This is a genomic window from Streptomyces sp. NPDC001852, from assembly GCF_042891825.1.
Classification (GTDB): Bacteria; Actinomycetota; Actinomycetes; order Streptomycetales; family Streptomycetaceae; genus Streptomyces.
The window spans coordinates 42,744-54,929 of sequence record NZ_JBIATN010000022.1; the positions used below are offsets into that span (position 1 = coordinate 42,744).

General features: G+C 72.6%; 12 protein-coding genes and 1 pseudogene. 6 read left to right on the top strand and 7 right to left on the bottom strand.

What is annotated here, in order from left to right:
- Nucleotides 1–8: 8 nt before the first annotated feature.
- Both ACFYZB_RS31590 and ACFYZB_RS31595 read right to left on the bottom strand, forming a co-directional pair.
- Nucleotides 9–1,118, bottom strand: a complete 1,110-nt coding sequence (locus ACFYZB_RS31590) for an enolase C-terminal domain-like protein (protein ID WP_388764375.1) — start codon at nucleotides 1,116–1,118, stop codon at nucleotides 9–11.
- Nucleotides 1,115–4,156 (bottom strand): FAD-binding and (Fe-S)-binding domain-containing protein, encoded by a 3,042-nt coding sequence (locus ACFYZB_RS31595; RefSeq protein WP_388764377.1) that lies wholly within the window; start codon nucleotides 4,154–4,156, stop codon nucleotides 1,115–1,117. Before ACFYZB_RS31595 ends, ACFYZB_RS31590 begins: the two co-directional genes overlap by 4 nt.
- 142 nt (nucleotides 4,157–4,298) lie before the next feature.
- On the opposite strand from ACFYZB_RS31595, the gene ACFYZB_RS31600 reads away from it, so the two are divergent.
- The 4 genes and pseudogenes from ACFYZB_RS31600 (at nucleotide 4,299) to rfbC (ending at nucleotide 7,310) form a co-directional block, all read left to right on the top strand.
- Nucleotides 4,299–4,736, top strand: a complete 438-nt coding sequence (locus tag ACFYZB_RS31600; protein WP_388764379.1) for a MarR family winged helix-turn-helix transcriptional regulator — start codon at nucleotides 4,299–4,301, stop codon at nucleotides 4,734–4,736.
- A gap of 679 nt (nucleotides 4,737–5,415) precedes the next feature.
- Nucleotides 5,416–6,000: a hydrolase gene (locus ACFYZB_RS31605; protein WP_388764381.1), complete on the top strand. Its 585-nt coding sequence runs from the start codon at nucleotides 5,416–5,418 to the stop codon at nucleotides 5,998–6,000.
- Between the two features lie 129 nt (nucleotides 6,001–6,129).
- A pseudogene (locus ACFYZB_RS31610) lies at nucleotides 6,130–6,465 on the top strand (glycosyltransferase family 2 protein); the annotation flags it as partial.
- Nucleotides 6,466–6,701: 236 nt separating this feature from the next.
- Nucleotides 6,702–7,310 carry a dTDP-4-dehydrorhamnose 3,5-epimerase gene (gene rfbC, locus ACFYZB_RS31615; protein ID WP_388764383.1) on the top strand — a complete coding sequence of 203 codons (609 nt, stop codon included), beginning with the start codon at nucleotides 6,702–6,704 and terminating at the stop codon, nucleotides 7,308–7,310.
- On the opposite strand, the gene ACFYZB_RS31620 is transcribed toward rfbC, so the two are convergent.
- From ACFYZB_RS31620 to ACFYZB_RS31630, 3 genes are all read right to left on the bottom strand, one after another.
- Nucleotides 7,274–7,522: a hypothetical protein gene (locus ACFYZB_RS31620; RefSeq protein ID WP_388764517.1), complete on the bottom strand. Its 249-nt coding sequence runs from the start codon at nucleotides 7,520–7,522 to the stop codon at nucleotides 7,274–7,276. The two genes, rfbC and ACFYZB_RS31620, sit on opposite strands and share 37 nt — an antisense overlap.
- Nucleotides 7,523–7,530: 8 nt before the next feature.
- Nucleotides 7,531–7,722, bottom strand: coding sequence for a hypothetical protein (locus tag ACFYZB_RS31625; RefSeq protein WP_388764385.1), 192 nt, complete (start codon nucleotides 7,720–7,722; stop codon nucleotides 7,531–7,533).
- 125 nt (nucleotides 7,723–7,847) lie between these two features.
- The gene (locus tag ACFYZB_RS31630) at nucleotides 7,848–8,216 is read right to left on the bottom strand and encodes a DUF6479 family protein (RefSeq protein ID WP_351211797.1); all 369 of its coding nucleotides are present in this window, start codon (nucleotides 8,214–8,216) and stop codon (nucleotides 7,848–7,850) included.
- A gap of 114 nt (nucleotides 8,217–8,330) precedes the next feature.
- Here ACFYZB_RS31630 and ctaD point away from each other — a divergent pair, with 114 nt between their 5' ends.
- Both ctaD and ACFYZB_RS31640 read left to right on the top strand, forming a co-directional pair.
- The gene (ctaD, locus tag ACFYZB_RS31635; protein ID WP_351211799.1) at nucleotides 8,331–9,995 is read left to right on the top strand and encodes a cytochrome c oxidase subunit I; all 1,665 of its coding nucleotides are present in this window, start codon (nucleotides 8,331–8,333) and stop codon (nucleotides 9,993–9,995) included.
- Entirely contained in the window at nucleotides 9,992–10,375 is a 384-nt protein-coding gene (locus ACFYZB_RS31640) for a cytochrome c oxidase subunit 4 (RefSeq protein ID WP_351211801.1), read from the top strand. The genes ctaD and ACFYZB_RS31640 overlap by 4 nt, the downstream gene beginning before the upstream one ends.
- Here ACFYZB_RS31640 and ACFYZB_RS31645 read toward each other — a convergent pair.
- Nucleotides 10,311–11,804, bottom strand: a complete 1,494-nt coding sequence (locus ACFYZB_RS31645) for a cytochrome bc complex cytochrome b subunit (RefSeq protein WP_388764387.1) — start codon at nucleotides 11,802–11,804, stop codon at nucleotides 10,311–10,313. The two genes, ACFYZB_RS31640 and ACFYZB_RS31645, sit on opposite strands and share 65 nt — an antisense overlap.
- A complete protein-coding gene (locus tag ACFYZB_RS31650) occupies nucleotides 11,801–12,076 on the bottom strand; it encodes a hypothetical protein (RefSeq protein WP_351211805.1) in 276 nt (91 codons plus the stop codon). Before ACFYZB_RS31650 ends, ACFYZB_RS31645 begins: the two co-directional genes overlap by 4 nt.
- Nucleotides 12,077–12,186: the final 110 nt, after the last annotated feature.

The following is a 12,186-nucleotide window of genomic DNA, read 5'->3' on the forward strand; positions in this document are numbered from 1 at the left end:
CGGTGACTTCACTGCACCCGGTACGGATCGGCCCGTTCCGCCACGAGGCTCAGCCCCAGCCCGGGTGCCCCGTCGGCACCCGGCGTGATGCTGCCGCCGCCGGGGTCGAGGACGCCGTCGAAGAGGAGCCGCTCGATGCGGACGTGGTCGTGGAACCACTCCAGGTGGCGCAGATTGGGTACGGCCGCGGCGGCGTGCGCGTGGGCGTGCGGGGCGCAGTGGCCGGAGATGTCGATCCCCCGCGCGTGGGCGAGCGCGGCGGCGCGCAGCCAGACGGTGATGCCGCAGCACCGGGTGGCATCGGCCTGGAGACAGTCGACCGCCCCGGCGGCCAGCATGTGCTCGAAGTAGGGCAGGGTGTAGCCGTACTCGCCGGCGGTGACGTCCATCGGGAGGCGGCCGCGGAGGTCCGCGAGCAGCGTCAGGTGGTCGGAGGACACCGGTTCCTCGAACCAGGTGACGCCCCGGTCCGCGAGCGCGCCGCCGACGCGCGCGGCCTGCCCGCCGGTGTAGCCCCCGTTGGCGTCGACGTACAGCTCGACCGCGTCGCCGACGCTCGCCCGCGCCCGGTCGACCCGTTCGAGGTCGCGGCGCTCCTGACCGCCCCACGACTCGCCGATCTTGATCTTGACCCGGGGGATGCCCTCGTCCTCGGCCCAGCCGCGCAGTTGGCGGTGCTGGCGCTCGGCGTCGTAGGTGGTGAAGCCGCCGCTGCCGTAGACGGGCACGTCGTCGCGGGCGGCGCCGAGCAGGGCGACGAGGGGCAGGCCGAGCAGGCGGGCCTTGAGGTCCCACAGGGCGATGTCGACGGCGGCGGTCGCCTGGGCGGCCACACCGGGCAGTCCGGCGTTGCGTACCGCCCGGCACATCCGCTCGTTGGCGCGCGGCACATCGAGCGCCGGGAGCCCGGTGACGGTGCCGGCGAGGAGTTCGCGGACGACGTGGGCGGTGGCTGCCGGTGCGTAGGTGTAGCCGAGGCCGGTGGTGGTGCCCGAGCGGGCGGTGACCAGGACGAGGGTGGTCCTGTCCCAGGCCAGGGTGCCGTCGGCCTCGGGGCCGTCGGTGGGCACGGTGTAGACGGCGGTGTCGACGTCGTCGACGGCCGGTCGGTCGGTCACGCCCGCCTCCTGAGCCGGCCCAGTCCGTACGCGGCGCCCGCGCCCAACGCGGCGGCGGAGGCGGTCGTCGCCCAACGGGCCGCCGGCGAGGGCTCGGGCGGGCGGTCGGCCAGGCGTTCCGGGTGGTCGCTGGGCAGGTTGCCGTCGAGGGCGAGCGCCAGGGCCTCGGCCAGGTGCAGGGCGCGGCGGCCGGTGCCGCCCTCCTCGATCTGGGTGCGGCAGCTGAAGCCGTCGGCGAGGACCAGGCTGTCCGGTGCTGCGGCGCGCACGGAGGGCAGGACGCCCAGTTCGGCGACGGCCATGGAGACCTCGTGGTGGCCGCGTTCGAAGCCGAAGTTGCCGGCGAGCCCGCAGCAGCCCTCGTCGAGGACGTCGGCGTCCAGGTGGGCGCGGCGCATCAGTTCCTCGTCGGCGTCGAACTTCATGACGGCGTGCTGGTGGCAGTGGGTCTGCACGGTGGCTTGCCGGGCGAGCTGCGGCGGGCGCCAGTCGCCGGGGGCGTGGTGGACGAGCTGTTCGGCGAAGGTGCGGACCTGTCCGGCCAGTCGCCGCACGTCCTGGTCCGCGGGCATCAGTTCGGGGGCGTCGGCGCGGAAGACGGCCGTGCAGGAGGGTTCCAGGCCGATGACCGGTGTGCCCGCCTCAAGGTACGGGCGCAGCACCGCGAAGGTGCGGGCCAACACCTTCTTGGCCGCGGGGAGTTGACCGGTGGAGATCCAGGTCAGGCCGCAGCACACCGGCTCGGTGGGCACGGCGACGCGGAAGCCCGCGTCCTCCAGGACGCGTACGGCCGACGCCGCGATCGCGGGGTGGAAGTAGTTGGTGAAGGTGTCGGGCCACAGCACCACGGTGCGCGGGTCGGCCGGGTCCGGCTGCTCCCGGCCCTGGGCCCGCCATGCCTGGACGAAGGACTTCCCGGCGAACACCGGTGCCGAGCGGGCGCCGTCCACACCGGCCAGCCGTTTGCCCGCGCGGGCCAGACCGGGCGCGTGCAGCGCGGAGTTGACCAGGGAGGGGGCCAGGCGGGACAGGCGCGCCCACACCGGGAGCCGGCCCAGGGCGTAGTGCGCGGCCGGACGCATGCGGCCCTCGTAGTGGTGGGCGAGGAACTCGGCCTTGAGGGTGGCCATGTCGACGCCGGTCGGGCAGTCGGACTTGCAGCCCTTGCAGGCCAGGCACAGGTCGAGCGCGTCACGTACGGCGGTGGAGCGCCAGCCGTCCTTGATCGCGGAGTCGGCATGGCCGTCGAGCATCTCGAACAGCAGCCGGGCCCGGCCGCGGGTGGAGTGCTCCTCCTCCATCGTGGCCCGGTAGGACGGGCACATCACGCCGCCGGAGTGACTGCGGCAGTTGCCGATGCCGACGCAGCGCATGACCGCGCGGTTGAAGGAGTGCTCGTCCTCGGGGAAGTCGAAGTGGGTCGCGGGGGTGACCGGCCGCCAGCCGGGGCCGAGCCGGAGCTGTCCGTCGACGGGGTTGGGGCGGACGATCTTGCCGGGGTTCATCCGGTCGCGGGGGTCGAAGAGTGCCTTGAGCTCGCCGAAGGCGGTCACCAGCCGTTCGCCGAACATGCGGGTGAGGAGTTCGCCGCGGGACTGTCCGTCGCCGTGCTCGCCCGACAGGGAGCCGCCGTAGGAGGCGACGAGGTCGGCGGCGCGCTCCACGAAACGACGGAAGTGGGCCACGCCGTCGGCGGTCCTGAGGTCGAAGGGGATGCGGGTGTGGACGCAGCCCTGCCCGAAGTGGCCGTACAGGGACGGGTGGTCGTAGTCGAACTCGTCGAAGAGGTGCTTCAGGTCCCGCAGATAGTCGCCGAGCCTTTCCGGCGGTACGGCGGAGTCCTCCCAGCCCTCCCAGGTCTCGCGGTCGTCGGGCGGGCGCGCGGTGACGCCGAGGCCGGCCTCGCGGGCCTTGAGCATCTTCTGCTCGCGTTCGGGGTCGTCGGAGAAGGCGACGGCACTCTCCTTCTCGTCGCGGCCGACGGCGCGCAGCAGGGCGTGGGCCTGCTCGTCCACGTCCTCCTGAGTGTCTCCGCTGTACTGCACCAACAGCCAGCTGCGGCCCTCGGGCAGTGCGTCGAGCGAGTCGAGGTAGGCGCCCTCCTCGCGCATCAGCTGCGCCATGCGGTCGTCCAGCGCCTCCAGCTGGCTGGGCGAGCAGTGCTCCAGCAGGCGGGGCACGTCATCGGCGGCGGCGCAGATGTCGTCGTAGCCGAGGACCAGCAGCGACTGGTACGGCGGCACCGGGACGAGGTCGAGTTCGGCGCGCAGGACGGTGACCAGGGTGCCCTCGCTGCCGACGAGCGCCCTGGCCACGTCGAAGCCGTTCTCGGGCAGCAGGGAGTCGAGGTTGTAGCCGGAGACGCGGCGCGGGATCTTCGGGTAACCGCGGCGGATGTCGGCGAGGTACTCGGTGGCGATGCGGTCGAGGCCGGCGTAGATCTCGGCGAGCCGGCCGCCGCCCGAGATGATCCGGGCGCGCTCGTCGGGCGGGGTGGGGCCGACCCAGGCACGCTGTCCGTCGTAGGTGCGGATCTCCAGCCGCCGGACGTTGTCGACGGTCTTGCCGTAGGCCTGCGCGGAGGCGCCGCAGGAGTTGTTGCCGATCATGCCGCCGAGTGCGCAGTGGCTGTGGGTGGAGGGTTTCGGCCCGAACTGGAGCTTGTGCGAGGCGAGTTGGCGGTTCAGCTCGTCCAGGACGATGCCGGGCTCGACCACACAGGTGCGCCGCACGGGATCGACGGAGATCAGCCGGGTGCAGTACTTGCTCCAGTCGATCACGACGGCCGTGTTGGTCGACTGTCCGGCCAGGCTGGTGCCACCGCCCCGGGAGAGGACGGGGGCGTCGAAGCGTGCGCACGCCGACAGCGCCCGGGCGCCCTCCTCGACGGTGCGGGGGACGACGACGCCCAGGGGGACCTGCCGGTAGTTGGAACCGTCCGTGGCGTAGGCACCGCGGCTGCCGGCGTCGAAGCGGACCTCGCCGTCCACCTCGGCGCGAAGAGCCGCCTCCAGGCCGGACGTGTCCGGAGGGGTCATCTGCGCTCCTTGTGTTCACCGACGTACTGCGTTCACCGACGTGCTGCGCTGTCCGAGGACGGGCGAGTACCCGGCATTCATTCAGGCAAAACTGAACAGCCCAGACTGGACAGTTTCGGCTGTCGGTCCTAGGGTGGGCGGCATGGCTGACATCTCCGACTCCGCCGCACGTGCCGCGCGCGATCTGCGCGTGGTCTTCAGCCGGCTGCGGCGCCGTATCCGCGAGGTCGCGCAGGACACCGACCTCAGCCCCTCCCAGGAGTCGGCGCTCACCCTGGTCGGCAAGCACGGCGCCGCCACGGCCAGCGCACTCGCCGCCGCCGAGGGCGTACGCCCGCAGTCGATGGCGACCACACTCGCCGCACTGGACCAGCACGGTCTGATCCGGCGCGCCCCCGATCCCGACGACGGCCGCCGCCAGCTGGTCACCCTGACCGACGCGGGGAGGGCCCGGACAGAGGGCAACCGCCAGGTCCGCGAGGAGTGGCTGGCCCGCGCCTTCCAGGACCGCTACACGGAGGAGGAACGGCAGACGGTCCTGACGGCACTGGAGCTGGTGGAACGGCTGTCGCAGCCGTGATACCGAGGCTCGCCGGACGCACCGGGAAGGTCACCCGCCCCGCCCCTGCGGGATTCGAGCGCCGGCCGACCCCGCCGATGCCGTTCGGTCCGTGTGGGCTCCACCTCGCCCGTACGGCCCTGGTCGGCGTCGCCAGGCTGCTCGGCGGGCTCGCGCCCTCGCTGGGCGCACCGATCGCGGCGCGGGTCCCACGGGACTTCGGGACCTCGGCGGCGCACCCGGCGGCCCTGCGGCCGACCCGCAGCGAGGCGGAACGCACCGGAGGGGACAGCCCCTCGGAGGTGCTCGCCGCGCCGGCCACCGCCAACCCGGACGCGCACCCGTTGTCCGCCGCGGTCGACCGGGCCCACGGGCCCGCCCGGACCCGGGCGCTGCTCGGCGTCCCGCAGGTCCTCATCGGCCCGGCCGCGCAGAACATCCTGCACCGGCAGGCCGATCCGGAGCGGATCGCCTCCGCGGCCGGGCCGCTGCGGATCTCCATGTACCTCGGCGCGCCGGGCGCGTCCGCCGCGACCGCGGCGTTTCACGCGTCCCGCGCCGACACTGCCGGGCTGCACGGCCTGGCCCCGTTCATGCTCGCCGGCACCGCGCCACTGCCCGGCGACGGCCCTGCCGGACCGCTCGCTCGGCCGGCTCACCCCCACCACCCACCGAACCACCGGAAAGGCCCGACCGACTCATGTCGCTCACCACGCTCGACCCCCGTACCGCCCTCGTCGCGATCGACCTGCAGAACGGGATCGTGGGCATGCCCGTCCAGCCGCACGCGGCCGCGGACGTCGTCTCCCGCACCGCCGAACTGGCGGACGCCTTCCGCTCCCGGAACCTGCCCGTCGTTCTCGTCCGCGTCTCCTTCGCGCCCGACTGGGCCGACGCCGTCCCCGGCCGCACCGAGCAGCAGGCGCGCGGGCTCGCCTTCCCCGAGGGCTGGGACGTCCTCGTCGAGGAACTGACCGGCCACCCCGGCGACATCCGCGTCACCAAGCACAACTGGAGCGCCTTCCACGGCACCGACCTGGACGTCCAGCTGCGCCGCCGGGGTATCACCCAGATCGTGCTGACCGGCATCGCGACCAGCATCGGCGTGGAGTCCACCGCCCGCGACGCCTACGCCCACGGCTACCACGTCACCCTCGCCACCGACGCGATGGCCGACGCCGTCCCCGAGGCGCACGCCAACAGTGTCGAGCGGATCTTCCCGCGGCTCGGCGAGAGCGGCACGACCGCCGAGGTCCTGGAGCTCCTCGCCAAGACCCACGCCTGACCGCCGGGCCCGGCCCCTTGCCGCGGAGCGGGGTGACACGCATCCGCGGCAAGGGGCCGGGTTAGCATGCGGCCACGCTCACCGCGCCAAGGAGGCAACGGGGAGCGAACAAAGGGGGCTTGGAGCCGGATGCCGGTCAAGGTCAGCGTCATCGTCCCCGTGTACAACCCGGGGCCGGACATCGACGCGTACGAACTGCTCTTCGTGGACGACCGCTCCGCCGACGCCACCCCGCCCCGTCTGGACGCGCTCGGCGACGAGGCCCTGGAGCGGATGTACGACTACGGAGTGGCGAACACGGCCGATGTGATCGTCGGCAAGACGGCCGGAAGGGGCCGGCCCGTGCCGGTGGAGCTGTTCCGCCGCAACCACCCGCACGCCACGGTCGAGAACGCGCCCCTGATCGACAGCCTCGCCCCGCACAAGATGCTCCGGCGCGCCTTCCTGGACCGGCCCGGACTGCGCCGACGGCGTCCACGCGCTGCTGGCGGCCGATCTGCCGCTGCGCGAGCTGCGCAGCGCCCTGTGGCGCACCGAACCGCGCCCGACCGGCGGACGGATCCTGAGGCTGCCCCTGCTGCTGCGGGTGGTCCGCCCGGCGCCGCCCGGTATGCTGCGCCGGCTGCTGCGCGGGGCACGGCGCCTGCTCGGCGGCGTACGGGGAACGGGGACGACCACCACGACACGGAAGGCATGACGGCGTGCGGCAACTGGGGGTAGGTGACGCCTGGGTGCTGGAGCCCCGGGTGTTCCCGGACGAGCGGGGCAGCTTCCACGAATGGTACCGGGGCGCGGAGTTCCGCGAGGCCACCGGCTACGACCTGGACCTCGCCCAGGCCAACTGCTCGGTGTCCCGGCGAGGCGTGCTGCGCGGCGTCCACTTCGCCGACGTGCCGCCCGGCCAGGCCAAGTACGTCACGTGCGTGCGCGGTGCCGTCCTCGACGTGGTCGTGGACATCCGCGTCGGCTCCCCCACCTTCGCACAGTGGGAGGCCGTACGGCTGGACGAGGACACCCGGCGTGCGGTGTTCCTCGCCGAAGGCCTCGGGCACGCCTTCATGGCGCTCACCGACGACGCCACGGTGGTGTACCTGTGCTCGGCCGGGTACGCGCCGAAGCACGAGCACGGGCTGCACCCGCTCGACCCGGCGCTGGGCATCGCCTGGCCGCAGGGCATCGAGCCGCTGCTGTCGCCGAAGGACGCCGAGGCGCCGTCCCTGGCCGAGGCGGAGCGGTCCGGGCTGCTGCCCACGTACGCGGACTGCTCCGCCCACTACCAGCGGCTGCGCTCGGGGGAGTTCAGCGGCTGACGGCACACGGCGAGCGCTCCCGGCCGCCGAACTCCGCGATGATGCCGCGGGTCGACACCGAAGTTCCCGCCGTGCCCGCCGTACAGCCGGGCAGTGCGCAACACGCCCCACAGCATCACGAAATCGTCGTCGCCGAGGAAGTGCCGTGCGACGAGCACGGCGTGCGCGAGGCCGAGGGGGCGTTCCCGGGTGCCGGACCGGCCGGAGGGCACCAGCTCCCTCAGTCCTCGCCCCGCACGATGTGGTCCTCGGCGACGGCGCCCTGCCGTTGCGCGGGACCGCGGTCCGCGACGGCGGGAAGACATGTGCGCACTCCCCGGTCCCGGCGTCGGCGGGCCTTGGCCCAGCCGGTCTCGGCGTAGGGGAGGTCGGTTTTGTCACTGGGATGCGCGGGCGCGGTCACGTCGTCCATCTTCCTTCTGCGTCGTGCGCCGGGCGGGGCCGGTCCACCGGCCCCGCGCGGTCCGTGTGCGATCCGTGTGCGATCTGTGCCCCACCGGGTCCCCGTGCCGCCGTGTCCGCAAACGCGGCGGCCGATCAGGTCCGGCCGCCGCCTCCGCCGCCGAAGGATCCGCTGGAGCCGGGCGACCAGCGCGGGCGGCGCTGGTCGTCGGCGCGCCGGGAGCGGACGGTGCCGACCTGGTAGGGGGTGAGCCGCTCGCTGTCGCCCGCGGCCCGGGGCACCTCGTCCGGTTCACGCATCTCGAAGGTCTCGCGGACCGGGCCGGACGCCGGCATCCGGGGATGCTCGTCGGGGCGCGGCGGGGCCGGTTCGCGCCGGCGCACCTGGAAGCCGAGCCGGAAGGCCCAGAGCAGTCCGGCGACGCAGGCGACCCCGGCGAGCAGGATAAGGACGTACCCGAACACCTGGGTGCTCGTGGCGGCTGTGTGCATGGCGGAGTTCATGGCCACCGGGTACCCGGCCGAGCGGCGGATACGACCCCGGGCGGGAGGGCGTGGCGCGCGGCAGGCCGCCGGTCACGGGGAGTAGCGTCGACCGCGATGACGGAACTACCGGAAATGTCGGATACTCGCGAGGTCGTCGCGCGCTACACGGCGCCCGCCCCGCGCCCCGGCCGGGCCCTGCTGCGCTGGGCCTCCACGGCCGACCACAAGGTGATCGGCCGGCTCTACATGGTCACGGCGTTCTGTTTCTTCCTGCTCGCCGGACTGCTCGCCCTCGGGATGCGCGCGGAACTGGCCCGGCCGGGTCTGCAGTTCCTGAGCCAGCACGGCTACAACCAGTTCTTCACGATCCACGGCACGATCATGATGCTGCTGTTCGCGACCCCGATGTTCGCCGGGTTCGCCAACGCTGTGATGCCGCTGCAGATCGGCGCGCCGGACCTGGCCTTCCCGCGGCTGAACGCGCTGTCGTACTGGATGTTCCTGTTCGGCGGCCTGATGGTGGTCTCCGGCTTTCTGGTGCCCGGCGGGGCGGCGGCGTTCGGCTGGTTCGCCTACGCGCCGCTGAACAGCGCCTACTTCTCCCCCGGCGCGGGCGGCGACCTGTGGGCGATGGGGCTGGTGGTCGCGGGTGTGTCGACGACGCTGACCGCGGTGAACTTCATCGCCACGATCCTGTGCCTGCGCGCCCCGGGCCTGACGATGTTCCGGATGCCCATCTTCACCTGGAACGTGCTGTTCACCTCGATCCTGATCCTGCCCGCGTTCCCGGTGCTCACGGCGGCACTGCTGGCGCTTGAGGCCGGCCGGAAGTTCGGGGCGCACGTCTTCGACGCGGCGAACGGCGGAGCCCTGCTGTGGCAGCACCTGTTCTGGTTCTTCGGGCATCCCGAGGTCTACATCGTGGCGCTGCCGTTCTTCGGGATCATCTCGGAGATCATCCCGGTGTTCTCCCGCAAGCCGCTGTTCGGCTATCTGCCGATGATCGGGGCGACGATCGCGATCACCATGCTGTCGGCGGTGGTGTGGGCGCACCACATGTTCGCCACCGGCGCCGTGTTGCTGCCGTTCTTCTCGATCATGTCGTTCCTGATCGCGGTGCCCACGGGCATCAAGTTCTTCGCGTGGATCGGCACGATGTGGCACGGCTCGGTGTCGTTCGAGACCCCGATGCTGTGGTCGATGGGCTTTCTGGTGTCGTTCCTGCTGGGCGGGCTGAGCGGGGTGCTGATCGCCTCGCCGCCCCTGGACTTCCATCTCACCGACACCTACTTCATCGTGGCGCACCTGCACTATGTGCTGTTCGGCACGGTGGTGTTCGCGATGTTCGCGGGCTTCTACTTCTGGTGGCCGAAGTTCACCGGCAAGATGCTGGACGAGCGGCTCGGCAAGGTGCACTTCTGGCTGCTGTTCCCGGCCTTCCAGCTGACCTTCCTGGTGCAGCACTGGCTGGGCGAGGCCGGCATGCCCCGCCGGTACGCGGACTACCTGCCCGAGGACGGCTTCACGCTGCTCAACACCCTCTCGTCCACGGGTGCGTTCCTGCTGGGCGTCTCCACCCTGCCCTTCCTCTACAACGTCTGGCGCACCGCCACGAAGGGCGAGCGGGTCACCGTGGACGATCCATGGGGATGGGGGCGCGGCCTGGAGTGGGCGACGTCCTGCCCGCCGCCGCGGCACAACTTCGTCGCGCTGCCCCGCATCCGCTCGGAATCCCCGGCGTTCGACCTGCACCATCCGGAGATCGAGAGCCCGGCCGGGGAGGAGCTGGCGCGATGAAGGCGGAGGCGATGCTGTTCGGCGGGGTCGCGGCGTTCTTCGGCGGGTCCGCGGCGCTGTACGGGATGTGGTCGCAGGACGAGACGGGCACGACCGCACTGGTCGTTGCGTGCGGGATGGCCGGACTGGTCGCGTTCTTCTGCCTGGTCCAGTACCGGCGCCGGGGCACGCGGGCGCAGGACCGCACCGAGGCGGAAGTGGCGGACGGGGCCGGGCCGGTGGCCTTCTTCCCCGATGAGAGCCTGTTCCCGATCGTCACCGCACTGGGTTTCGCGCTGACGGCGACCGGCGTGGTGTACGGCCTGTGGCTGTTCCTCATCGGCCTGGGCGTTCTGGCGCGGGGGGTGTTCGGGATGGTGTTCCAGTACGCGCACCGGTGAGCGGTCTGCGCGGGGCGCCGGGCCGGTGCCCCGCGACGGGTTCGTGATCGGTCTCGTAGCCGCCGGTGACGCTCTGCCGGATGTCGCCCGTGGGCACGCCCTCGGCCAGCCGCTCGTTCTCGGCCGCCGTCAGGGCCCGGCACAGCCACCGGGTGACCAGGAAGGCGAGGACCGGGGCCACGACGAAGGCGACGCGCAGCACCCAGGTGATGGCGTTGACGGAGACGTGGAAGGTCTGGGCGATGACGTCGTTGCCGCCGGCCAGCAGCAGTACGCCGTAGAACACCGTGCCCGCCACGCCGAGGCCGGTGCGCACCGGCCGCTCGCGGGGCCGGTCGCACAGGTGCCGCTCGGCCCACCACTCCCCCGTCAGCCGCTGTTCCACGAACGGATAGGCGTACAGGACGGCGAACAGCAGGCCGGGCAGGACGACCGCGGGAAGCAGGACGTTCCACATCAGGGTGTGCCCCGCGAGGTTCGTCTCCCACGCCGGGACCAGCCGCAGCGCGCCCTCCAGGAAGCCGACGTACCAGTCGGGCTGGGAGGCGGTGGAGACCTGGTCGGGGCGGTAGGGGCCGTAGTTCCAGACCGGGTTGACCTGGGCGATGCCCGCCAGCAGTACCAGCACGCCGGCGACGATGACGGCCAGGCCGCCGGAGGAGCCGGTGAACTGCGGGAGGAACGGCTTGCCGACGGCGTTGCGGTGGGTGTGGCCCGGGCCGCGCCACTGGGTGTGCTTGAGCTGCACCACCAGGATCAGGTGTGCGGCGACCAGGGCGAGCAGGAGGCCCGGGAGCAGCAGGACGTGCACGGGATACAGGCGGGTGACGATGTCGTGGGCCGGGTACTGGCCGCCGAAGGCGAAGAACGCCACGTACGTGCCGACGACCGGGATCGACAGCATGATGCCCTGCGCGATGCGCAGCCCGGTGCCGGAGAGCAGGTCGTCGGGGAGCGAGTAGCCGGCGAAGCCCTCGGCGAGCGAGAGAGCGAACAGGGTCACGCCGATCGTCCAGTTCAGCTCGCGCGGCCGGCGGAAGGCGCCGGTGAAGAAGATCCGCAGCAGGTGCGCGCCGATCGCGGCGACGAAGACCAGCGCGGCCCAGTGGTGGGTCTGCCGCATCAGCAGTCCGCCGCGCACGTCGAAGCTGATGTGCAGGGTGGAGTCGAAGGCGGCCGACATGCGCACTCCCTGCAGCGGCACGTAGGAGCCCGTGTAGACGACCTCGCGCATCTCCGGCTGGAAGAACAGGGTCAGCCAGACCCCGGTCAGGACCAGCACCAGCAGGCTGTACAGGGCGAGTTCGCCGAGCAGGAAGGACCAGTGGTCGGGGAACGCCTTGCGCAGCAGGGGGCCGCCCTCGTACACGGGCAGCCGGGCGTCCGCGGCGTCCGCCAACCGCTCCGCGCGGCGGCCGGTTCTGCTCATGCGTCCTCGGGCTCCGCCGCCGCGCGGGCCACCTCCGCCTCCACCTCGGGGCGCGGCCGGCCCGTGTCCCTCGCGAACTCGCTCAGCGCGGTCTGCACGTCCCGGGCCAGGTCCCGCCAGGCACGCAGGGCGGTCTCGTAGGTGCCCGACTGGGCGCCGGTCATCCCCCGCTCGGCCGGCGGGCCGTAGGCGTCCCGCAGTTCCTCGACCGTGGCCTGGGCCGCGTCGGCCGCGCGCTGCTTCTGCACGAGTTCGTCGAAGGTGTGCACCACACCTATCGACCCTAGGCACGCCTTCCCGGATACGCCTCCCCAGGCCCCACCAACCTCCGGAAACGCACCCGTGTGGCGGTCAGCCGCCCAGGCCGGAGCCGGCACCCGCG